The sequence below is a fragment of the Nocardia fusca NBRC 14340 genome (assembly GCF_001618425.1).
In the GTDB taxonomy this organism is placed as follows: Bacteria; Actinomycetota; Actinomycetes; order Mycobacteriales; family Mycobacteriaceae; genus Nocardia; species Nocardia fusca.
Window position 1 is genome coordinate 1 of sequence record NZ_BDCU01000032.1, and the last position, 25447, is coordinate 25447.

5 protein-coding genes and 3 pseudogenes are annotated in these 25447 nt (G+C 70.6%); 3 read left to right on the forward strand and 5 right to left on the reverse strand.

The genetic code is table 11. The features are described from left to right. From NF4_RS39815 to NF4_RS37915, 3 genes and pseudogenes are all read right to left on the reverse strand, one after another. Window positions 1-9922: pseudogene (locus NF4_RS39815) on the reverse strand (type I polyketide synthase); the annotation flags it as partial. Between the two features lie 168 nt (window positions 9923-10090). Beyond that, window positions 10091-16258 (reverse strand): type I polyketide synthase, encoded by a 6168-nt coding sequence (locus NF4_RS21760; RefSeq protein ID WP_063129232.1) that lies wholly within the window; start codon window positions 16256-16258, stop codon window positions 10091-10093. A gap of 223 nt (window positions 16259-16481) precedes the next feature. Then, window positions 16482-17162 carry a hypothetical protein gene (locus NF4_RS37915; protein WP_232330594.1) on the reverse strand — a complete coding sequence of 227 codons (681 nt, stop codon included), beginning with the start codon at window positions 17160-17162 and terminating at the stop codon, window positions 16482-16484. A 372-nt stretch (window positions 17163-17534) separates the two neighbouring features. On the opposite strand from NF4_RS37915, the gene NF4_RS21775 reads away from it, so the two are divergent. After that, entirely contained in the window at window positions 17535-18845 is a 1311-nt protein-coding gene (locus NF4_RS21775) for an MFS transporter (RefSeq protein ID WP_063129235.1), read from the forward strand. A 28-nt stretch (window positions 18846-18873) separates the two neighbouring features. Here the strand turns inward: NF4_RS21775 and NF4_RS39820 are convergent, their stop codons facing one another. Next, a complete protein-coding gene (locus NF4_RS39820; protein ID WP_269749644.1) occupies window positions 18874-19005 on the reverse strand; it encodes a hypothetical protein in 132 nt (43 codons plus the stop codon). Between the two features lie 23 nt (window positions 19006-19028). After that, window positions 19029-20182: pseudogene (locus tag NF4_RS21780) on the reverse strand (cytosine permease). A gap of 1 nt (window position 20183) precedes the next feature. Here NF4_RS21780 and NF4_RS36700 point away from each other — a divergent pair. Then, window positions 20184-20342 (forward strand): annotated as a pseudogene (locus NF4_RS36700) (UTRA domain-containing protein); the annotation flags it as partial. Between the two features lie 645 nt (window positions 20343-20987). Next, a complete protein-coding gene (locus NF4_RS21785; RefSeq protein WP_157120500.1) occupies window positions 20988-25307 on the forward strand; it encodes a helix-turn-helix domain-containing protein in 4320 nt (1439 codons plus the stop codon). Window positions 25308-25447: the final 140 nt, after the last annotated feature.

Below are 25447 nucleotides of genomic sequence, written 5' to 3' on the forward strand. Positions count from 1 at the left end.
ACCGACCCAACAGCGAATCGAACTCCGCACACACCTCGTCCAACGCCGCCGCGAACACCGGGAACACCGCAAACAGCTCCCGGCCCATACCCACCCGCTGCGCACCCTGACCGGTGAACAGGAACGCCGTCTGCCCCGGCACGGACGAGCCCTCGATCGTGCCCGGGGCCCCGGCGGCCACCTGCGCGAGCCCGGCCGTCAACTCGTCGCGATCCCGCCCGACCACCACCGCGCGCCGGTCGAGCAGCGCCCGCGAGCCGGCCAGCGACCGGGCCACCGACCGGATATCCGCCTCCGGGTGAGTCTCCACCCAGGTCAGGAGTCGCCGGGCCTGGGCCCGCAGTGCCGGTTCCGATTTCGCCGAGAGCACCCATGGCACCGCCGCGATCTCGGGCACCCCATCCGTGGGCTGCTCGGCCACCGTGGCCGGAGCGGGGGCCTCCTCGAGAATCACGTGCGCATTGGTTCCGCTGATCCCGAACGACGAGACGCCGGCACGGCGCACCCGCCCGTTCGCCGGCCACGGCCGCGGTTCGGTCAGCAGCCGGACCGCGCCGGCCGACCAATCCACATGGGGGCTCGGCTCGTCCGCGTGCAGGGTCCGGGGCAGCGTCTCGTGCCGCAGCGCCTGCACAATCTTGATCACCCCGCCGACGCCCGACGCGGCCTGGGTGTGCCCGATATTCGATTTGAGGGCACCCAGGCGCAACGGCTCGCCCGCGCGGTCGCGGCCGTAGGCGGCCAGCAGCGCGTGGGCTTCGATCGGATCGCCGAGCGCGGTCCCGGTGCCGTGTGCCTCCACGACGTCGATATCGGCGGGGCGCACCCCGGCATTCGCCAGCGCCGCCGCGATCACCCGCTCCTGGGAAGGACCGTTCGGCGCGGTCAGGCCGTTGCTGGCACCGTCCTGGTTGATCGCGCTGCCCCGGACCACCGCCAGGACCTCGTGGCCGAGCCGCCGGGCATCGGAGAGCCGCTCCACCACCAGGACCGCCGCCCCTTCGGACCAGGCCACGCCGTCCGCGGCCGCCGAGAAGGATTTGCAGCGCCCGTCGCGGGCCAGCCCCCGCTGCCGCGAGAACTCCTGGAACACCATCGGTGTCGCCATCACGGTCGCCCCGCCCACCAGCGCCAGCGAACTCTCCCCCGCCCGCAGCGCCCGGCAGGCCAGATGCAGCGCGACCAGCGACGACGAACAGGCGGTGTCCACCGTGATGGCGGGTCCCTCCAGACCCAGCGCATAGGCCACCCGCCCGGACACCACACTGCCGACCGCGCCGGTGACCACATAGCCCTCGACCTCGGGTCCGGCCTGCCGGGTGACGGTCTCGTAGTCCTGGTACATCACGCCCGTGTAGACACCGGTATCGCTGCCGCGCAGCGAGGCCGGGTCCAGACCCGCGTGCTCCAGTGCCTCCCACGACACCTCGAGCAGCAGTCGCTGCTGCGGATCCATCGCCGCGGCCTCGCGCGGACCGATCCCGAAGAAGCCCGCGTCGAATTCACCGGCGTCGTACAGGAACCCGCCGCGCCGCGTGTACACGGTTCCGGGTTTTCCGGGGTCCGGATCGAAGAGCCGCTCCAGATCCCAGCCGCGATCAGCCGGGAAATCACCGGTCGCGTCGCCCCCGGCAGCCACCAGATCCCACAGATCCGCCGCCGAACCCACGCCGCCCGGGAATCGGCACGCCATCCCCACGATCGCGATCGGCTCGTCCACCGGCACCGGCCGGGCCGGCTCGGCGCGCCGCGTCGCGGTGGTATCGGATGCGGTCGGCTCGATCCGGGACAGGACGAAGCGCGCCACCGCGGCGGGTGTCGGATGATCGAACACCAGGGTCGACGGCAACGGCACACCGGTGGCCTCGGCCAGCCGGTTGCGGAACTCCACCCCGCCCAGCGAATCGAATCCGATCTCGTCGAAACGCTGTTCGGCCCCGATCTCGGCGGCCGACGCGTGCCCGAGCACCGCGGCCGCCTGGGCGAGCACCGCATCCAGGACCGGCGCCGACCGCCGCGCCGGCGGCAACCCGGCCAGCCGGGCGCCCAGCGAGCCGGTCGCCGCGCCGGTTCGGGTCACCCGGCGCGCGTACCCGCGCAACACAGTGGGCAGCGCACCCGGTTCGGAGTGTCGCCGCAGCACAGTCGGGTCGAAGGCCAGCGGTACGAGCCCCGCTTCGGGGCGCCCGGCGGCCAGGTCGAACAACCGGACCCCCTCGGCCGCGCCGAGCTGTTCCAGCCCCATCCGGCGCCACCGCGCCAGCGCGACCCGGTCGAGCGCGCCGGTCATCCCGCTGCCCTGGTCCCACGGCCCCCAGGCCAGCGACACCCCGGCCAGTCCCGCCGACCGGCGACGCTGTGCCAGCGCGTCGAGGTAACCGTTGGCCGCGGCATAGTTGCCCTGGCCCGCCGAGCCGATCACCCCGGCCACCGATGAGAAGAGCACGAACGCCGAGACCTTCCGGTCCCGGGTCGCTTCGTCCAGATTCCGGGCGCCGTCGACCTTGGGCGCCAGCACCCGGTCCACCTGCGTCTCGGTCAGCGTGCCGACGGTTCCGTCCGCCAGCACTCCGGCCGTGTGGACGATCGCCAGCGGCTGCCCGGGGTCGATTCCGTCGACCAGTTCCCGCACCGCCGCGCGGTCGGTGACATCGCAGGCCACCACCCGCACCCGCGCGCCGGACCGCTCCAGTTCCGCCGCCAATTCGGCGGCTCCTTCGGCCGCCGGCCCGCGCCGGGAGGTGAGCACCAGCCGGCGCACCCCGTGCGCGGCCACCAGGTGGCGGGCGAACAGCGCGCCCAGGCCGCCGGTCCCGCCGGTGATCAGCACCGTCGCCGCCGCGAAGGGGGCCGGTTCCGCGCCCGTTCCGGGCGCACCGCTCCGGGTGAGCCGCGGGACCAGCACCTCGCCACCGCGCAGCGCGGTTTCCGGCTCGCCGCTGCCCAGCACCGCGCGAATCCGGCCGAGGTCCACCGGGTCGTCCGGCTCCGTGTCGACCAGCACGAACCGATCCGGGTTCTCCGCCTGCGCCGAACGGACCAGCCCCCGGACCGCGGCGGCCGCGGGGTCGGCGACCTCACCGGCCAGCCCCGCACCGCCGCCGGTGACCACGACGAGCCGGCTGCCGGAGACCGCGGTCTCGGCGAGCCAGGCCCGCAGAACGGCAAGTGTCGCGTGCACCCGGGCCCGCACCCGCTCCGGTTGCCCGGCCCGGTCGGGCTCCACCGGTTCGGCGGCCCGCCACACCAGCGCGTCCGGGATCGCTTCCGCCGTGGCGAGCGCGGCCACCGACGCCCAACTCTCCTCGACTCCGGCCACCGACGTCTCCGCGAGCACCGCCACCGACGCCGGTGCGGCGGCCGCGGCGACCGGTTCCCAGCTCACCTCGTACAGCTCGGCACCGGTCGCGCCGGCGCCGAGCGAGGCCACGGCGACCGGCCGCAGCGTCACCGCGGCGGCCGTGGCCACCGGTGTGTTCCGCGCGTCCAGCAGGGTCAGCGTGATCCGGCGCTCGCCCGCCGCGGCATCGGCCGTCCGCAGCCGGACCCGCGCCGCGGCGGCACCGGAACTGTGCAGCGCGACGGTGTCCCACGAGTAGGGCACCAGGATCTCGCCCGGGCCCGCGAGTTCGACCGCCCCACCGAGGAGCAGCGCGTGCAGGGCCGCGTCCAGCAGCGCCGGATGCACGCCGTAGCGGGCCGCGGAGTGCGCCGCCGGATCGGGCAGTGCCACGTCGGCGAATATTTCGTCGCCGCGCCGCCACAACGCGGTCAGCCCACGGAACTGCGGTCCGTAACCGTAACCGCGGTCGGCGAGTTCGAGGTATCCGTCCTCGACCGCCACCGGCCGGGCGCCGGCCGGCGGCCAGCTCTCCGTGGACGGCACCGGTTCGAACGGCACCGCGGACTCCGCGACCAGCATCCCCGTCGCGTGCCGGACCCATTCGGCGGGCTCGGCGGAACCGGCACGCTGGGGCCGGGAATGCACCGATACCGCCCGTGCGCCCCGGGCGTCGGGTTCACCCGCGCGCACCCGCAGTTCCACCGGGCCCCGCGCCGGCAGGATCAGCGGCGCGGTGACCACCAGTTCGGCCAGCCGCGGGCTACCGGTCAGCGCGCCGAGGTGCAGCGCCCATTCCACGAACGCGGTTCCCGGCACCAGCACGACACCGCCGATGACATGGTCGGCCAGCCACGGCTGCGCCGGCAGCGACAAGCGGCCGGTCAGCACCACGCCCTCGGTATCGGGCAGCCAGACCGCCGCGCCCAGCAGCGGATGGCCGGCTTCGGCGAGCCCCGAGGCCACCACATCGCCGGCACCACCCGGGGCCAGCCAGTACCGGCGGTGTTCGAACGCGTAGGTCGGCAGCGGGACCCGTCCCGGCGCCACGCCGGCGAACAGCGGACGCCAGTCCACCTCCGCGCCCGTGGTGTGGAGCCGGGCCAGCGCCGTCACCAGCTGGGTCACCTCGTCGGCCGATCGGCGGACCGCGGCGGTCACCGCGACGTCGGGTCCGCCCGCCGCGCTCTCGGCCAGGCATCCGCGGACCATGGCCGCCAGGACCGCGTCCGGACCCACTTCGACGAAGCGGCGGACCCCTTGCGCGACAGCGGTCGCCACCCCGGGCGCGAAACGGACGCAGCCGCGCACCTGGCGCACCCAGTACTCGGGGTCGGTCACCGCGTCCCCCGCCGGTTCACCGGTCAGGTTGGACACGATCGGCAGCAGCGGTTGCCGGTAGGCCACCCCTTCGGCCACCGCACGGAACTCGGCCAGCATCGGATCCATCCGCGCCGAATGGAACGCGTGACTCACCCGCAACCGGTTCGTCCGCACCCCCGCATCGGCCAGCTCGCGTTCGATCTCCGCGATCGCCTCGGCGTCACCGGACAGCACCGTCGAAGACGGATCGTTGACCGCGGCGACCCAGACGCGGCCGGCGCGACCCGCGATCGCGTGCACGGCAGCCGCCTCGCCGACCGCGACCGCCAGCATCGCCCCGCCCGCCGGCAACGCGCCCATGAGTCGCCCGCGCGCCGCCACCAGCGCACACGCGTCCGGCAACGACCAGACTCCGGCCACATAGGCGGCGGCGAGTTCGCCGATCGAATGCCCGATCAGCACATCCGGTGTCACCCCGAACGATTCGAGCAGCCGGAAGAGTGCGACCTCGAAGGCGAACAGGGCGGGCTGGGTGAATTCGGTCCGGTTCAGCGTGCCGCCGGGATCGGCGAACATCAGCTCCCGCAGCGAGCGCCCGAGCAGCGGATCGAATTGCGCGCAGACCTCGTCCAGTGCCGTGGCGAACACCGGGAAGGCCTCGTGGAGCCGCGCGCCCATACCGGCGCGTTGCGCCCCCTGGCCGGTGAAGAGGAACGCGGTACCGCCGGATACGGCCTGTCCCGTCACGACCCCGGCCGGGCCGGAACCGGCGGCGAGCTCGGCCAGCCGTGAGACCAGTTCTTCCCGCTCGGCGCCGAGCACCGCGGCGCGGTAGGGGAACCGGGCGCGGGTCTCGACCAGGGCGCGGGCCACGGCGGCCGGTTCGACGCCGGGCCGCTCACCCAGCCACTGCCGCAACCGCTCCGCCTGCGCCCGCAATGCCTCCGGCGATTTCGCCGAGATCAGCAACGGGAGCGGGCCGGCGGTGGCCACGGGCTCCACGCGATCGGGCGCCGGCGCGGCCGGCGCCTCCTCGAGGATCACGTGGGCATTGGTGCCGCTGATCCCGAACGACGAGACACCGGCACGGCGGACCCGCTGCCCGGCCGGCCAGGGTTCGGCGTCGGTCAGCAGCCGCACCGATCCGGCGGACCAGTCCACATGCGGGCTGGGCGCGTCCACGTGCAGGGTGCGCGGCAGCGTCTCGTGCCGCAGCGCCGCCACCATCTTGATCACCCCGCCGATACCGGCCGCCGCGACGGCGTGACCGATATTCGATTTCAGCGAACCGATCCGCAAGGGCTCGTCGCGACCGGATCCGTAGGCCGCGATCAGCGCCTGCGCCTCGATCGGATCACCCAGCGTCGTCCCCGTACCGTGCGCCTCCACCGCGTCGACGTCTGCGGGCACCAACCCCGCATCCGCCAACGCCGCCGCGATCACCCGCTCCTGCGACGGACCGTTCGGCGCCGTCAAACCATTACTCGCCCCATCCTGATTCACCGCGGCACCCCGGACCACGGCCAGCACCTCGTGACCGCGCCGGCGGGCCTCCGACAATCGTTCGAGCACCAGCACACCGACACCCTCGGACCAGGCGACACCGTCGGCCGCCGCCGCGAACGCCTTACAGCGCCCATCCGGCGCCAGTCCGCGCTGGCGGGCGAAATCCACGAACAGGCCGGGGCTCGCCGAAACGCTCACCCCACCCGCCAGCGCCAGCGAGGTCTCCCCGCGGCGCAGTGCCTGACAGGCCAGATGCAAGGCGACCAGCGACGACGAACACGCGGTGTCCACCGTGACCGCGGGCCCCTCCAACCCGAACACGTAGGCGACCCGGCCCGATATCACGCTGTGCGCGGTGCCGGTGAGCCGGAAACCCTCGTATTCGCCGGTCACCGCGCGCTGGTATCCGGACGACGAGGCGCCCACGTAGACACCGGCATCGGTACCGCGCAGCCCGGCCGGATCGATACCGGCGTCCTCGAGGGCTTCCCAGGAGGCCTCCAGTATCAGCCGCTGCTGCGGATCCATCGCGGCCGCCTCGCGGGGGCCGATCCCGAAGAAGCCCGCGTCGAAATCGCCCGCGCCGCTGAGGAATCCGCCTTCACGCGTGTACACGGTGCCCGGCCGGTCCGGGTCCGGATCGAACAACCGGTCCAGCTCCCAGCCGCGGTCGGTGGGGAACGGGGTGATCGCGTCGCGACCCGCGGCGAGAAGCTCCCACAGGTCCTCGGCCGAGGCCACTCCGCCCGGGAACCGGCAGCCGATCCCCACGATGGCGATCGGCTCCTCGGACCGCTGCCGGGACACGGCCCGGCGCACGGCCGGGACCGCGCCCTCCAGGCGGGCGCGCAGCAACCGGGCCACCGCGAGCGGAGTCGGGTGATCGAAGATCAGGGTCGCGGGCAGGGCCACCCCGGTCACCGCGACCAGACGGTTGCGCAGCTGCTGCCCGCCCAGCGAATCGAACCCGAATGCGGTGAAGGGCCGGTCGGAGTGGATATCACCGGCGGAGTCGTGGCCGAGTACCGTGGCCGCCTGCTCCGCCACGACCGCCAGAACCAATGCCTCGCGTTCCCGTTCGGGCGCGGCGGCCAACCGGGACGCGAGCGGGTTGTCCGGCACCGGGGTCACACCGGCTTCGGGCTCGTCCGGTTCCACCACGGAGTTCTCCGCGGCCGTGCCCGGGATCTGCTGCGGCGCGATGGTGATCGCCGGGGTCCAGCACCGGCGCCGCTGGAAGGCGTACACGGGCAGTTCCACCCGGCGGAACGACCGCGCGTCCGGCACCGGCGCCACGTCGAACCCGGCGCAGTGCGCCTGCGCCAGCGCGGCGGCGAACCGGTCGGGTCCGCCGTGGTCGCGGCGCAGGGTGCCCAGTACCGCGACCCGCTCGGCCAGGCCCGCGGCGTCCGCGCTCGATTCGATCGCGGAGACCAGGACCGGATGCGGGCCGACCTCGACGAACGCATTCAGCTCCGCGGCCAGCAGCGCCTCGATCGCGTCGGCGAAACGCACCTCCTCGCGCAGACCCCGATACCAGTACTGCGCGTCCAGGCCCGCGGTGTCCAGGAACTCGGCGCGCACCGTCGAGAAGAACGGCACCGAACCGGACCTCGGCCGTACCGGGGCCAGGTCGGCGAGCACCCGGTCCCGGATCTGTTCCACCGCGGCCGAATGCGACGCGTAGTCCACCGGGATCCGTTTGGCCCAGATACCGTCCGCGGCGCAGGCGTCCAGGAATTCGCCGAGCGCGTCCGCCGCACCGGAGACCACGGTCCGGCCCGGTCCGTTGACCGCCGCCACCGACAGCCGGCCGCCGAATACCGCCACCCGCCGCGCCGCCTCCGGCGCGCCCACCCCGACCGAGGCCATACCGCCCGAACCCGCCAGTACCTCCGCGACGGCCCTGGAACGCAACGCCACCACCCGGGCCCCGTCGGCCAGGGACAGACCACCCGCCACGACCGCCGCGGCGATCTCGCCCTGGGAATGTCCGACGACCGCCGCCGGCTGTACTCCGGCGGCCTGCCACATGCGCGCCAGCGACACCAGCATCGCGAACAGGGCCGGCTGTACGACCTCCACCCGCTCCAGCGACGCGGCGCCCGGGGTTCCGCGCAATACCTCGGTCAGCGACCAGTCGACGTAGGGCGCGAGCGCCGCCTCGCATTCCGCGATCGATCCGGCGAACACCGCGTTCGCGGCCAGCAGTTCGGCGCCCATGGCAGGCCACTGGCCGCCCTGCCCGGGAAACACGAATACCGCGCGCCGGGCGGCGGCACGGCCGGTCACCACCTCGGGACCGCCGGGCACCGATTCGGGCACCGGATCGAGCAGTGCGGTCAGCCCGGCGCTCATCCGCTCGGTGTCGTCTCCCACCACGGCGGCCCGCCATTCCAGCGGAGTCCGGGTACGCCACAGCGACTGCGCGAGATCGATGGCCTCGATATCGAGTTGCCCGGCCAGCCGCTCCCGCAGCCGTACCGCCTGTTCCCGCAGCGCCGCCGGACTGTGCCCGGACAGCACCCAGGTCACCGGCGATTCCGCGGTACCGGGTACTTCGGGCGTCGCGGCCGGCGCCTCCTCCAGCACCAGATGCGCGTTGGTGCCGCCCATCCCGAACGACGACACCCCGGCCCGCCGCGGTGCGGCACCACCGGCCGCGGCCGGCCACGGCTCGGTGCCGGTCGGTACGCGCAACCCGAGTTCCGCCAGCGGGATCCGCGGATTCGGGGACGCGAAGTTCAGACTGGCCGCGAGTTCGCGGTACCGCAGGCACAGCGCGGTCTTGATCAGCCCGGCGATTCCGGCGGCGCTGTCCAGATGCCCGATATTGGTTTTCACCGACCCGACCGCCAGCCGGGCGCCGCCGGTCCGACCGGCCCCGTAGGTCTCGCCGAGCGCCGCGGCCTCCACCGGGTCACCCGCCGGGGTTCCGGTGCCGTGCAGTTCGACATAGTCCACGGTCGCCGGTTCCACCGCCGCAGCCGCGAGCGCGTCCCGCAGCACCGCCACCTGCGCGGCCGCGCTCGGTGCGCTCAGCACCCGCCGTTCGTTACCACTGTTCACCGCGCTGCCGCGGATCACCGCGTAGACCCGGTCGCCGTCCGCGACGGCCCGCGCCAGTGGTTTGAGCACCACCATGCCGCCGCCCTCACCCCGTACGGTGCCGTCGGCGCGACTGTCGAAGGTGAAGCATTTTCCCGATGGTGAATGCGCGCCGAACTGTTCGTAGCGGGCGCCGCTCAGCGGCGACAGGATGAGATTGATTCCGCCCGCCAGCGCCACCTCGGATTCGCCGCCGCGCAGTGACTCGCAGGCCAGGTGCACGGCGACCAGGGACGAGGACTGTCCGCTGTCGACCACGAGGCTCGGGCCGGTGAACCCGTAATGGTTGGAGATCCGGTTGGCGGTGACGCCGCGCCCGACTCCCGGCAGCGAATACCGCCCCACCCCCGCGATCCCCTGCGCGGCCACCAGCTCGGCGAAGTCGGTGCCGGAACCGGCCAGGAACACACCGACCCGGCCACCGTCGCGATCCCGGTATCCCGCGTCTTCCAGTGCCTCCCAGCTCAGTTCCAGACCGAGCAACTGCTGCGGATCGATCGCGCGCGCCTCGTTGGGCGAGACCCCGAAGAATCCGGCGTCGAATTCCGAGGCCGAATCGAGGAAACCGGCTGTTTCGCCGATGCCCGCGCGATCGGCGGGCGCCGCACCGATGGCGTCGCGCCCGTCGCGCAGCAGCCGCCAGAACGCGTCCAGGTCGGCGGCGCCGGGCATCCGGCACGCCATACCGACAATGGCGATCTCATTCGCCGACTCGACCATGGGTTTCCTCAATCTTGCCGATTTCGCTGAAAAGCACTGTGGGGTGGTGGAAGTAACCGGTCCGGAAGCCAGGCGCGGACCGGTCGGCGCCGCTCAGGAAGGCGGCTCCCCGGCCGCCGCGCCGAGCGCGCCCAGCCACTGCCGCATCCGCTCGGCCACCACCGGTATCGCGTCGTCGATGACGGTGAGATGGTCGGCCGGGATCTCGACGGTCTCGCCGCGGTGCTGCCACTGCGGAACCGGTTCGGGCAGTCCGAGTCCCGGCATGGTGGTGGTGGCGCGCAGGACCAGTGTCGGGGCGGAGATCGGCAGCGCGGGCCGGCTGCCGTAGACCCGCGCGTAGCCGGCCATCACCACCAGCGAGCGATCGTCCACGGCGATCAGCTCGTGACCGCTGTCGAGGGCCAGGCCGAGGGCGCTGGCGAAGACCGCGCGATTACCGGCTTCGTCGTCGGGTGAGTAGGTGTCGATCATCGCGACACCCAGCGCCGGCCGTCCCCGTTCGGCGAGCCGGCCCGCGAGTCCGTGCGCGAGGGCGCCGCCGATGGAGTACCCGGCCAGGACGAAGGATCCGGCGCCGACCGTGTCCAGGGTGACCTCGGCGAGCTGATCGAGCAGCCCGTCCCAGGACGCGGGCAGCGGCTCTCCCGGCCGGGTCCCGGGCAGCCACAGCGCGTGCACACCGAATTCGGCGCCCAGTTCCCGGGCCAGTTTCCCGAACTGGTGCGGCCCGTTGCCGATCAGGAAGGACGGCACGCAGATCACCGTCGGTCCGCCGCCGCGGGCCAGCAGCATCGGCTTGCCGATATCCCCCGGTTCGGCCGGGCGGTCGAACGCGACGGTCAGTTCCGCACTCTGGATCAGCAGCGGCAGTACCTCGTCCACGGCGCCGCGCCGATGGGCCGCCACGACCAGATCGGTGAGGCTGCCCCGCGGGCCCGAGGTCGCGGCGGGCGCCGCCGCCGGTTCCGGCCCGGCGGCGGCCAGCCGCGCGCCCAGCATCTCGGCGACCGCCGCGGCGGTGGGATATTCGAACACCAGCGTCGACGGCAGCGTCAGCCCGGTGATCGCGGCGAGCCGGTTGCGGAACTCCACCCCGCCCAGCGAATCGAAGCCCAGTTCGGCGAACAGCGCGTCGGGGTCCACCTCCGCGGCCGAACTGTGCCCGAGCACCAGCGCGGCCAGCGACCGGATCTCGTGCAGGACCAGCTCGTAGTGCTCGTCTTCGGGTACCGCCGCGAGCCGCTGCGCCAGCGACCCGGTCTCCGCCGCCGGCGCGGCGGCCGGGGCCCGCACCAGATCGCGCAGGACCGGCGGCAGCACCCCCGACCGCGAGAGCGCGGTGAGCGCCTCGGTATCGAGCAGTGCGGTGAGCGTCAGCGGGTGCGCACCGGCGAGCGCCCGGTCGAACAGGGCAAGACCCGTCTCCGCGCCGAGGGGCACCAGACCGAGCCGGGTGCGGATCTGGCGCACCATGTGCTCGGCTCCCGCCTCGCCCAGCCCGGCCGCCATCCCGATGGTCCACAGGCCCCAGGCCAGTGTGTGCGCGGGCAAACCGGCTTCGCGGCGCTGCTGGGCGAGTGCGTCCAGGAAACGGTTCGCGGCCGCGTAGTTGCCCTGCCCCTGTCCGCCGAGCAGCGGCGCGGCCGAGGAGAACATCACGAACGCCGCCAGATCGTGGTCACGGGTGAGTTCGTGCAGATTCAGCGCGGCATCGATCTTCGGCCGCAGCACCCGGTCCAGCTGATGCGGGGTCAGCGTGTCGATCGTGGCGTCGTCGATGACGCCCGCGCTGTGCACCACCGCGGTCACCGGATAGTCGGGGCCGACCGAGTCCAGCAGGGCGGCCAGCGCCGCACGGTCGGCGACATCGCAGGCGGCGACCCGCACCCGGGCGCCCGCCGCAGTCAGTTCATCGACCAGTTCGCCGGCCTCCGCGGCCGCCGGTCCGCGCCGGGAGACCAACAGCAATTGCCGCACCCCGTGCGCCGCGACCAGATGCCGCGCCACCAGCGCGCCGAGTCCTCCGGTACCGCCGGTGATCAGCACGGTCCCGGTACCGAAGGTCACCGGCCGCGCGTCCGGCGCACCGGCCCGCACCAGCCGGGGCACCAGCGCACCGGATTCCCGGACGGCGATCCGGGGTTCGCCGAGGGCGAGGGCATCGCGTACCGCGCGGGAGGTCAGCGGGCTCGTCCCGGCGTGGTCGAGCTGGACGATACGTCCCGGATACTCCGCTTGCGCGCACGCCAGCAGACCCGAGACGGCCGCCGCCGCCGGATCGCAGAACTGTCCCGGTATATCGGCGGCATCGCTGGTCACCGCGACCAGCGTGCGTTCACGGGTCCGCTCGTCGGCCAGCCAGGAGCGCACCGCCGCCAGGGCGGCGCCGACCCGGGACCGGGCCGCCGCGGCGGTGTCCCCGGACCCGCCGGCCTCGTCGGTGCGCCAGACCACGATCCCGGGAGCGTCGGGCGCCGCGAGCAGCGCGCCCAGATCCGGGTACTCCTCGGCGTCACCGGTGACGGGCACCGCGCCCACCGCCGCGAGCCGGCCGCGCGATCCCCCGGTCGGTGCGGGGGCCGGGGTCCAGGTGAGGGTGTAGAGGGGATCGGTACCGGTCCGGGACCGGTGCAGCATCCGGGTGTCGACCGGCCGTGCGAGCACCGATTCGATCGTGATCACCGGGTTCCCCGCGATATCGACGGCGTCGACGCGGACCGAGTCGGTATCGACCAGCCCGACCCGCACGCGCACCGCGCCGGCCGCGGGCCGGGACAACCGCACCCCCGCGTAGGAGAAGGGCAGCGGCACCTTCCCCGCGTCGGTATCGGCGAGCCGGTCCAGGGCGGGATGGAAGGTGGCGTCCAGCAGTGCCGGGTGGATGCGGAACGGCTGTCCGTCGAGCCCTTCCGGCAGTCGCAGCTCCGCGTACACCTCGTCACCGGAGGTCCACGCCTCCCGGACATCCTGGAAGGCCGGACCGTAACCGAATCCCATATCGGACAGGCGCTCGTACAGCCGCACCGGGTCCAGTGGTTCGGCGCCCACCGGCGGCCACACCCGCGCGTCGAACGCCGGCGCGACGACCCCGGTCGGGCCGGGCGCCAGCACCCCAACCGCATGGGTCGTCCACGCGGTATCGCCGGTGGATTCGCCGGCGGCGCGGGAATGCACCGTGAACCGGCGCCCGCCGTCGCTCGCGGCGGCCTCCACCACGACCTGGATGTCCACGGCGGCCTGGTCGTCGAGTAACAGCGGCGCCTCCAGGACCAGCTCCCGGACCGTCTCCGCGGCGAGCCGGTTTCCGGCGTACAGGGCCAGTTCGACGAAACCGGTGCCGGGCACCAGTACCGTTCCGAAAACCGCGTGGTCGGCGAGCCACGGGTGGGTGCGGGTGGAGATCTGTCCGGTGAACAGCCACTCGTCCCGGCCGGCGAGGGCATGGGCGGCGCCGAGCAGATGTCCCACGGGCTGTCCCGGCGTACCGGTCCCCGGTTCCAGCCAGTACCGCTGACGCTGGAAAGCGTAGGTGGGCAGCTCGGCCCGGTGGGTGGCGCGACCGGCGAACAGCGGGTGCCAGGACACCTCGATCCCGGCGTTGTGCGCTTGGGTGAGCATCCGGGTGAACTGGACGACCTCGCCGGCCGTCCGCCGGGCCGCGGCCACGACGAGCGACCCGGCCTCGATCTCCGGGTGGTCGGCGAGACATTCGCGGGTCATCGCGGTGAGTACCGCGTCGGGGCCCAGTTCCAGGAAGCGCCGCGCGCCCGATTCGACCAGTGCGTCCACGGCCGCCGCGAACCGTACACAGCCCCGGACCTGCTCGACCCAGTAGCCCGGTTCGGCCGGGTCCGCCCCGGTCGCCGAGCCGGTGGAGACGATCGGGATCGACGGCGCGTGGTAGGTCAGGCTCTCGGCAACCGACCTGAACTCCGCCAGCATCGGTTCCATCAGCACCGAGTGGAAGGCGTGACTCACCCGCAGCCGGGAGTTGCGTATCCCCGCTTCGGCCAACCGCTTCTCCACCGCGTCGACCGCGTCCGCGGTACCGGAGAACACCACCGAGCGCGGACCGTTGACCGCGGCCAGTGAAAGGGTCGCCGGGTGATCCGCCAGCAGTTCCACCGCGTCCGCCGCGGTGATCCCCGCCGCGAGCATCGCGCCACCGGACGGGAGCGCACCCATCAGTCGGCCGCGGGCCGCCACCAGCGCACAGGCGTCGCGCACCGACCACACACCCGCCACATGGGCGGCGGCGAGTTCGCCGATCGAATGTCCCGCCACCAGATCCGGTGTGAGGCCGAACGACTCGACGAGCCGGAACAGCGCGACCTCGTAGGCGAACAGCGCGGGCTGGGTGAACTCCGTCCGGTTCAGCAGTTCCGTCGCCGCCGGATCGAACATCAGCGCCTGTAGCGAGCGCCCCAGCAGCGGGTCGAACCGGTCGCACAGCTCGTCCAGCGCCGCCGCGAACACCGGGAAGGCGCCGTAGAGCTCCCGGCCCATCCCGGCCCGCTGGGCGCCCTGCCCGGTGAACAGGAACGCGGTCCGGCCGGGTTTCGGTCCGGATTCGCCTGCCGCGCCGCGACCCGCGGCCAGCTCGGTCAGCCCCGCCAGCAGTTGCTCCCGATCGGCGCCGACCACCGCCCCGCGGCGATCCCACCGGGTCCGGTGGCCGAGCAGGGTGGCGGCGACGCTCCACAGGTCGGCGGTGGGCCGGTCGAGCAGCCAGTGCCGCAGTCGATCCGCCTGCGCCCGGAGCGCATCGTCGGTCTTCGCGGAGAGCAGCAGCGGGATGGCGGTGGTTTCCGCGGGCGGCGTCGGGGCACCGGGGGTGGTCGTGTCGCCGGCCGGTTCCACCGGGGCCTCTTCGATGATGACGTGCGCGTTCGTGCCGCTGATACCGAACGAGGACACCCCGGCCCGGCGCACCCGCCCGGAACCGGCCGGCCACTGTTCGGCCTCGGTCAGCACCCGCACCGCCCCGGAGGTCCAGTCCACGTGCGGGGACAACTCGTCCGCGTGCAGCGATTTCGGCAGCACCTGGTGCCGCAGCGCCTGCACCATCTTGATCACGCCGCCGACCCCCGACGCCGCCTGCGAATGCCCGATATTCGATTTGAGCGAGCCGATCCGCAGCGGCCGGTCGTCACGCCCCCGGCCGTAGGCCGCGAGCAGCGCCTGGGCCTCGATCGGGTCGCCGAGCGCGGTCCCCGTCCCGTGGGCCTCCACCGCGTCCACATCCACCGGGCGCAGGCCCGCGTCGGCCAGCGCCGCCGCGAGCACCCGTTCCTGTGACAGACCGTTGGGCGCGGTCAGTCCATTGCTGGCGCCGTCCTGGTTCACCGCCGAACCGCGCACGATACCCAGTACGGTGTGCCCGGCGCGGCGGGCGTCCGACAGCCGCTCCAGCACCACCACGCCCACGCCGTCGGCCCAGGCCACACCGTCGGCGGCGGCCGAGAACGATTTGCACCGGCCGTCGGCGGCCAAGCCGCGCTGCCGGGCGAAGTCCAGGTACAGCGTGGGGGTCGCCATGACGGTCACCCCGCCGGCCAGCACCAGGGACGCCTCGCCGCGGCGCAGCGCCTGGCAGGCGAGATGGATCGCCACCAGCGACGACGAACAGGCGGTATCCACGGTCACCGCCGGACCTTCCAGTCCCAGCGAGTACGACACCCGCCCGGAGGCCACACTGGCCGCCGAGCCGATGGACACATACCCTTCGGCCACCGGCCCCGACGCCTTGGCGATGGTCCCGTAATCCTGATAGGCCACACCCGTGATCACCCCGGTCGCGCTGCCGCGCAGCGACACCGGGTCGATGCCCGCGTGCTCGAGCGCCTCCCACGAGACCTCGAGCAGTAACCGCTGCTGCGGGTCCATGGCCACCGCTTCCCGGGGGCTGATACCGAAGAAACCGGCGTCGAAATCCCCCGCGCTCCGGAGAAAACCACCCTCGCGGGTGTAGACCTTCCCGAACCGGTCCGGGTCCGGATCGAACAACCCCGCGAGGTCCCAGCCGCGGTCGGTGGGGAATCCGGCCACCGCGTCGGTGCCGGTGGCCACCAGATCCCACAGGTCGTCGGGGGATTCGACGCCACCCGGGTACCGGCAACCCATCCCGACGATCGCGATCGGCTCGTCGAGTTTCTCCCGCAGTTTCGCCAGATCGTCACGAGTCGTCATCAGCTCGACAGTGACCTTTTTCAGGTACTCCAACGTCCGGTCGGAAGAGTCACCGGTGCCTTTGTCCATGTATCACATCCGCAAATTCGAGAAGGGGTTGCCAGAAAGCCCGGTCCGGGTTTTTCCGGTTTCCAGGAGAATGCTCACGTTGTTTCGATCGACCGGCTTTACCCGGTAAACCAGTACACGGAGCAAAGGGCCGTCATTGTTGTGGATCAACCGTTGCCGGCTTCACCGCCCAGACGGTTGCGCAGAATGTTTCTTCTCTTCTCGCCCCAGGTCGGCGAGCGCCTCAGCCGCGCGGGGCCGAAGGTATTCGATGTCTTCGGGCGCTGCGCACGGCCGGCGGGGCCTGCCGCACCCATGGTGAAGCATCGATAACATCTTTACGAATTACATTGACAGTTCGTTTCACTCGGGTAAACGACCCGTGGGCGACATCATCGAATTCACGCACACAATCCGTGGCCACCAGAACCATTTTCCCGTCCCAAGAACGAAACCGCTTCTCGATCGGATTCCCCGGCACCGCGGAATCCGTGAGTTCACCGACCGGATCCACCGGCCGCGCAATCACAATGCCACCGCGATCGATTTCCCGCAACCGGCCCGCTATCGGTAACCGGCCCTTCGTCCGAATGACACTGGCACGCAACGTAAGAGAATTTCCGGCGGTGACATCGCCTCGTATCGCCGAGAAGCCCGCGCGCACCGCGCCGGCACCCGCGGCCGCCCCGGACCGCCACGCCCCCGACGCCCGGGCCGCCGTCACCACCACCGGCCCCGACCGGATGACCGGATCCGCCACCTCGACCTCACGCTCGAACTCTCCACATCGCACACATCTGAAAACCGACCGATCAACACGGTCGAAGACGAGTGTGTCAGAGTACGCGCGGATTTGCAGCTCAGACGCCTGCAACACATCGCCGCACACCACGACCTGAGCCGCCAAAACAGCCGGGACCTGCACTTTTCCGGCGATAGGTGCGTCGGCCGACCTCGGCTCGCCGCCGCGGTCGGCACCGGCGCCCGGGGCGTTCCGGAGACCGTACGCTGCCGCGGGCACAACTACTCGCGCACGCCGCATTTCAGGGGTGCGGAGTCCGATTCGCCTCGACGCAGCCGTCAACCGGGCGGCACGGACGGAAAGGTCCGGGCGCCGCAACTGGGTTACCGTGGGGGCCACGGCCGTCTCACTCGCCATACGGCTCCTTCGGCGACTCGGCTCGCCGAGCGCCACCAAAGGGCAATTTCGCTCAGCATATCGGCCTTCCCACCAGTGGCGAGAAGGTCGGCAGAGGCCTGGAGCCGCGCTCGGTTCGCGATGCGGCACCATCGGACGATGCGAACCGCTGCCCGCCGGCCCGAGGGACCCGCCGGTCCCCGGCCGGATACCGCCGGGCGGCTCCCGCCCGACTTCTACCGGCTCTGGAGCGCGTTCACCGCCGGCCAGCTGGGCAGTGCCATCGGCGCGGGCGCGCTTCCGCTGGCAGCGATCCTGCTGGTCGGCGCCTCCGACCTCCAGGTCACGCTGATGGCGGCGGGCGCCGGGGTCGCCGCGGCCGCGATCGCGCTTCCACTCGGCCCGTTCCTCGAGTTCCGGCGCAAGCGCCCCGTCATGACGGGTGCGGGTATCACCGCGTGCGCCGCGCTGATCTCGGTGCCGATCGCCGCCCGGTTCGGCGTGCTCACCTACGCGCACCTGTGCGTGACCGCGTCGGTACAGACCCTGTGCGCCGTCGTCTTCAACGCAGCGCGCGACGCGCACCTCAAAACCCTCGTCCCCCAAGGGCAACGAGTTCGAGCCGGAAGCCGGCTGGAGACCACCTTCTGGACCTCGACCACCCTGGGCGGCCCGGTCGGCGGACTGCTCGTCACGGTATTCGGGACGACGACCACCCTGATCGTCGATTCGCTCGGGCACCTGGTGTCGGCGCTCGGTATCCGCCGGATCCGCACACCCGAAAGCCCGCCCGCACAACGGGACGGCAACCGTCCCACCGCGGCCGGGATCAGAGCGGGCTGGACCTACCTCTTCGCGCACCCCACCCTGCACCGGCTGTTCTGGAACGCCATGCTCTTCGGCGGTTCGCTGGTGCTCATCTCACCGTTGCTGGCGCTGCTCATGCTGCGCGAACTGGGTTTCCCGCCGTGGCAGTACGGGCTGGCCCTCGGAATGCCGGGGCTCGGCGGCCTGCTGGGGTCGTGGTGTGCCCCGCGGCTCGTCGCCCGGTTCGGTGCACACACTGTGCTGCTCGGATCCGGCACGCTGCGCACCTGCTGGCCCGGACTGCTCGTGCTCGCCGGGCTCGGGCCGCTCGGGCTCGCCGTCGTCCTCGTCGCCGAAACGCTGCTGCTCTTCTGCGCCGGCGTGTTCAACCCGGTGTTCGCCGCCTATCGCACGAACCACACCGCAGACGACCATATGGTGCGCGTCGGCACTGCTTGGTCGATCAGCGCCAGATGCGTCCAGCCCGCGTTCATCGCCCTCGGCGGTGTACTCGCGACCGCGATCGGTGTACGCGCGGCGATCGGCGTGGCGGCGCTGGCGCTGCCGGTCAGTGCCGCCCTGCTGCCCTGGGGCGGCGCGCGCCGAGACGCGGAGCCCACCCCGGTGACCACCGGGGGCCGGCGCGACAATATCGCCCTCTGAGCCTCAGAGCGCGTCTGAGAACTCCGGGTCACTTGCGGGTGAGTCGTCTCGAAAGCGTGGCGATCATGGCGATGTAGACCATGGCCTCGTGGTGATCGGGCCGGGTTTCGTAGTCGCGGACGCAGCGACGGTGTTCGACGATCCAACCGTAGGTCCGCACGACGACCCAGCGGCGGAGAATCACTAGCCGGTGGTGCGGGATCGTCCGAGCCGAGTGCTCAGTGCATACATCAGTACCGCGCCGCGCCCGGCGCCGATGGGCCACGACAAAGCCGTCACCGCCTGCGTCTCGGGAATCAGGGCGACCGCGACACCGACCGTGCCCGAGAGCACCAGCGCCACCAACGCTTTCATGTTGAACCCGCGGGTGAAGTAGTAACTGGCCTCGGGGGCCTCGGAATACAGTTCCGCGACCAGGGTGCGCTGTCGCCGGATCAGGTAGTAGTCGACGACCAGGATCCCGAACACCGGGCCCATCAGGGCGCCGACGCCGCCGAGGAAATACACGATGAATTCCCGGCTTTCCCAGAGTCGCCAGGGCAGCACCGCGACCGACAGGATCGCGGTGAGGATGCCACCGGTGCGGAAGGAGATGTATTGCGGTGCGGCATTGGAGATATCGTAGGCCGGGGACACGAAGTTCAGCACGACATTGATGCCGACGGTCGCGATCACGAACAGCACGGCGGACACGATGACAATGCCGTCGTTCTTGCCGACGATCCACACGCCCAGCACGATCATGCCGATCCACACCACCGGGCCGGCGAAATCCGATGCCCTGCGCACGATTTCCATGCCGTAGCTGATGATCAGCAACTGAACCGTCCACAGCACCAAGAGCGCGATCCAGCCCAGCGTGGACAGGCCCAGGAACTCTGTGGTCGTCCAGGCCTCGAGTCCCGGCGCGATCGAAGCACCAGCACGAGCAACGCGGTGGAGGCCAGATAGGTCTGGATGCCGTACCAGAAGATCGCGACGGCCGCGCGCAGCAGTGCGGGTACGTTCGCGCCGAACACCCCGAAAGCGGCGCGGGCGAACACCGGGAACGGCACCCCGACCCGCTGGCCGGCGACGCCGATCAAATTGCTGCCCAGCCACAACACCAGCACGCCCGCGAACAGCGCGAGTATCGTCTGCCATCCGGTCAATCCCAGAGCCAGCATGCCGACCGCGAAGCCGTAGCCGGCGATGCTGTGGGCCGAGGTCATCCAGAGACAGAACAGGTCCCAGGTGCGCCAGGTCGCTGTCTTCTCGGTGGTGGGTGCCAAGTCGTCGTTGACCAGCGTGGAACGTGTCGGTGCACCGCCGCGCACCTGGACCTGAGTCTCTGTCATCGAAGTCGCGGCCGGACTCGGCTGCAAGCAAGGCCATCCCATGCTCCGTGTCGACCGCCTCTACTCGGACGCCGCCGGCCGGACCATCGACCTGTCGGTCAGTTACTTTCTGCCCGAGCACTACACCTATCGGGTGACGCTGCGCCGCAGCACACTCTGACGTCGATGCGCTGACCCGACACGGGGAGGGCCGGGCCTGGTAAATCGGCACCACGGCCGCGATCAGTGAGCAGCACGATCGGGTCGATCACCACGCTCGTATCTTCGGGCAACCCGAGACCATCGGTCATGGGAATACGGGCCGGGCGCGATGACGGGCGCGGCCGTGCCCGCGGGTGCCCAGTCAGGGTTCCAGGTCGGAGATATGCCGAAAGAACATAATCGACGGCAGAACTTGTGCGGATTGCACAAATAATATGTGCATCACCAAGAATGGCACGGTGAAAAAGTGACAACCAGCCCGCGCGCCGTAGACTGGTAACGTCTTTTTCACCGCGTTTCGGGAGTGATGTCATGTCCGATATCTCAGACAGTGCCACTGCGGCCGGCAACCGGTAGTTCGACGAATTCCTCGCCGATCTGCAATGCGCCACGCGATGAGCCCGTGACCCGGCCACGACGGTAACTCCGATGCAGAACGACAACGCGCCAGTCCGTTTCACAGGGGCAGCTCCGGATATATCCGCTGGAACCACACCGCCCGCGAGGGCAGCGCAGAGGGTGGATCCCGGTGGCGGGTAGCCGGGGTGGGTGTACGGACGTTGTCCTGTTGACGTCGGTCAGCGGTCGTGCCGAGGTGAGATAGGTGGTCGCTTTTCCCGAGGGGTTTCCCCTGACGTTGTGTGAGCAGGTGATGGGGCCGTATCCGCGGGGGAACGCGGAACAGATGTGGGCCGGCGGGGAGGCGTGGTCCGCAGCGAGGGAGGCGTGTCTGGCCGAGGCGGATCGGCTCGATGCGGTGGTGGCGTCGGTGCCGGGGCGGTTCGGTGGTGCGGCCGGTGCGGAGTTACAGCGGTCGGCGGCGGGGTCGGCGGCCGAGAAACGCCGGCAGGCCGAGTTCTGCGGAAGTCTGGCTGCGCAGTGCGCCGACGGGGCGTTGGGGACCGATCTGGGTCAGTTGACGTGGAAGTGCATGGCGTTCGCGTTGGTGGCCGAGTTGGTGGCGGATATGTTTCTGGCGGGGGGTGCGCCGGTGGCGGCAGCGGCGCATCGGGCGGCGGCGCGGGCGGGGTGGCGGGTGGCGTTGACGCGGTTGGTGGAGTTGTTGACGTTGTCGGGGGAGCGTTTCGCGGGGTCACGGCCGGCGCTGCTGATGGGTGCGGGGGTGCTGGGCGCGGGCCTCGGTGGGGGGATCACATGGGGTGCGCAGGTGTGGCAGCAGGTTCAGGGGCGGCGGGAAGAGATCGATTGGCAGTCGGTGGTGACCGCGGGAGCAGGTGGTGTCGCCGGTGGTGTGGCGAGTGCAGGGGTGTTTTATCTGCGGCCGGTGAACGCGGTGATGACACGGTTGCACGAGTCGGGTACCCGGGCGGGGACCGCGGGTGCGGTGCTGTTCGCGGGCGGGGTGTCGGGTGTCGCGGGTGGTGTGGGGGGTGCGGTAGGCGCGGCAGGTGCGGCCAGCGCGTATGCGGGGCAATGGACGGCGCCACCGGGCAACGAAGTGTGGATGAATGTGGTGAACGGTGTGTTGGAAGGGTTGATCTCCGGCGGAGCGCACACTGTGCACGCTCACCGCGGCGCCACCGGTTCGCGAACTCCGGTACCCGAACTTCCCGCCCTGGTGGGGCAGGGACCCGGCGACCTCGACACAGTCACTCGTCGACTGATCGACGCCGGTACCATCGGCTCCGCGCCCCATACGGTCACCGAGACCCCGGCCCCTACCCGCACGGCTACCACTTTGCCGCCGCCGAACGGCACCTACACACCTACCGCCGTCCCGGACACTACCGGGGAGACGATCGATACCGCCGGTACACCGAAAGCCCCCGCCGATATCGGTCCGGCAATCGGGGCGGACGCATCGTCCACAGTCCGCCCGGACGACGTGCCCGGCGCTCGAACGGGCACCGACACGACCCATGATCCCGGCACCAGCACGGTCTCCCCCGTGGCAATCACCGCGAACCCGGGCGACTTCAGCCCTTCGACACCTACCGCGAACCCGCTCGACCCGGACTTCACACACCCGGTCCCAGTTCTTTCGACGGCCACGACCACGCCGATCGGCGATACCTCGGGTACCTCAGATGCGTCCACCACCTTCCCGGACACCTCGGCTCTTCCCATATCGAGCACCGGCGGACTGGTGATCGCGGCAGGCGCGGACTCCACCACCACAGCCACCACAGCCAGCGGCGCCGCCACCGGCCATACAGACGATGCCGACGTGCCCAGCCCGCCTGCCCGTATCCCGGCCGCCCCGTCCGCCGTGGGGATCGACCGCCGATCCGACGAGCATCCGAATGCCCCTTGGTCCTATACCGCTGAGCAAATGGCCCGGCCCGCACCCCTTCCGGCGAAGCACGGCCCATCACCCTGGCATCCCCACACCGGCAGCCCCCTGCCCAGCACCCCGGCACCGGAACCGATGTACTCCACATCCGCCGCCGGTGCTGCCGTTGCACCTCCCTGGTCTACGGCTGCCGCACCCACCGGCCGATCCGCGGTCACCGGACGCAGTGCCGGCGCACCGCCGCTTGCCGAAGTCGGCAATTCCACCGGCGGTGACGCTTCCATCCTTGCCCACGATGATCGACCTACCACCAGCGCAACCGGTCCCGAAGCCGGCGCCGATGTCGCTGCCGAACCCGGTGGCGGTAACCGTGGTAATGAGTCCGGCGGATCCGGCAACGGCGACAACAACAACGCGGAGAACAGCAGCGGCGACGACAACGACACCACGCTCGGCGAATGGCTTCGCGCTCTTCGCGAGCGCCACAACATGTCCCAAACGGGATTTGCCGAACTCCTCGGAATACACCGGTCATCCGTCGACAAATGGGAAGCAGGAAGTTCTAAACCTTCGCTCGAGAACCTACGAATGCTGCTGAGCAAGAATCTGGTACCGGAAAGCGCCCTGCAATCCGCCTACGAACACTTCTACAGCGACCCCGCAAGATTCCCCGACGGACTCCCACCCCTGACACCCCAGACCCACGACCCCACCGTCTACCCCACCCTCGGCACCTGGCTGGCCGACATCCGCAAAGACCGAAGCATTACCCAAACCGAATTCGCCGAACTACTCGGCGTCGACCTGAAATCCATCAATAATTGGGAAACAGATTTATACAAACCGCCACTCGAGCAGCTACGGAATTTTCTCGACAGGAATGCTCTATCGAAAAGCGTCCTGCAATCCGCCTACGAACACTTCTACAGCGACCCCGCAAGATTCCCCGACGGACTCCCACCCCTGACACCCCAGACCCACGACCCCACCGTCTACCCCACCCTCGGCACCTGGCTTGCCGATATCCGCAGACAGCACAGCATGAACCCAGTCGAGTTCGCCGAACACCTCGGAATCCACCCGTCATCCATCGATAAATGGGAAGCAGGAAGATCTAAACCTGCACTCGAGAACCTACGAATGCTGCTGAGCAAGAATCTGGTACCGGAAAACGCCCTGCAATCCGCCTACCAGTACTTCTACACCGACACGAAAAGATTCCCCGAGGGACTCCCACCACTGATACCCCAGATCCACGACCCCACCGTCTACCCCGCCCTCGGCACCTGGCTGGCCGACATCCGCAAAGACCGAGACATTACCCAAACCGAATTCGCCGAACTACTCGGCGTCAGCCCGACAACCATCGATAGGTGGGAAACGGGCAGCCGCAAACCTTCACTCGACCAGCTACGAAAAATTTACAACAAGAACCTGATACCGGAAAACCACCTGCGATCCGCCTACCGGCACTTCTACAGCCAACTGGCAGAATTCCGCGACGGACTCCCACCACTGATACCCCAGATCCACGACCCCACCGTCTACCCCACCCTCGGCACCTGGCTGGCCGACATCCGCAAAGACCGAGACATTACCCAAACCGAATTCGCCGAACTACTCGGCGTCAGCCCGACAACCATCGGTGTCTGGGAAAAAAGCATATCCGAACCGTCACGCGAGCAGCTACGGAACCTGCTCGACAAAAACCTGGTATCGGAAAACACCCTGCAATCCGCCTACCAGCACTTCTACGATTCCGAGGCGACCGGATCGGACCGCGATGCCGACACCACCCGCCCGGCGCTGCCCGAACCGGACCCACCGGACGGCGAGGTCCGGCGGCTCCTCGGTGCTCCGGTCGACCGATGGACCGAGCTGTCCCCGGAGGGCATCGCAGCGGAACTCGAGCGCAGAGTTCACAGTCTGACCCACACCGGCACATTCGAGGTGCGCAGCTTCGACTCGGACTCACACGCGCATCCGGAGGTCATGCGGGAGATAGCCCGAGCGCTGATCGACGTGTACACCCACCCTGGACACGCGGACCTGCGCAATATTGTCCCGGGCAGGGTCGAGATCTCGCGGCTCGCCGACAGCCGGGCCCCGGTGGAAGCCACCATGTCCCAGGACAAGGGCCGCGCCGGATTCGGTACCGAATCCATCGTGTTCAACCTGGACTGGGCGCTCGAGCTCCTTCACCGAGCCGCCCCCACAACCGCACACGAGGGCGTTCTCCACCAGGGTGCCGGAACTCGCCCGGCTTACTCCGCGATGATCCGCGAGTTCGGTCGAACCGTGGATTTCGCCGGAAAGGGGGCCGCGCGCGACACTGTCACGAAAATGCTGACCGAGCTTCATGAAGCGAAGAACTCGACCTACACTCTCGATGCCTGGCAACGCCGTCACCTGCCTGCGTCCTGCTTCGACAGCTTCGGTCGATTCGATCCGGAAAGGGCGCTGCCCGTTGCGTTCGAGCGTGTCATGGCCGTGGGCCGGGAAAACTTCGGGAACGGCGACCTCATCGGGCTGATCTACGACAAGCTGATGGACGCTGTGAAGTACACCCGGCTGCCACAGGGCGACACCGATTACGGATGGCTGCCCGCCGCTGAGCACATCCCACCGATAACCACATCCCGGACACCGTGGAGCGAGAGCGGAAGATAGTGATTCGGCCATGCTGTTGTCCCAGCACGCCGGTACGGCCGACTGATTGCCGCACGCCCATCCGTTTCAGCTTCTCCCCGAAGTCGTAGCTGGTGTATTTAGCAGGTTCAACCGGTGGAAGCAACATCCGAGGTCAGGAG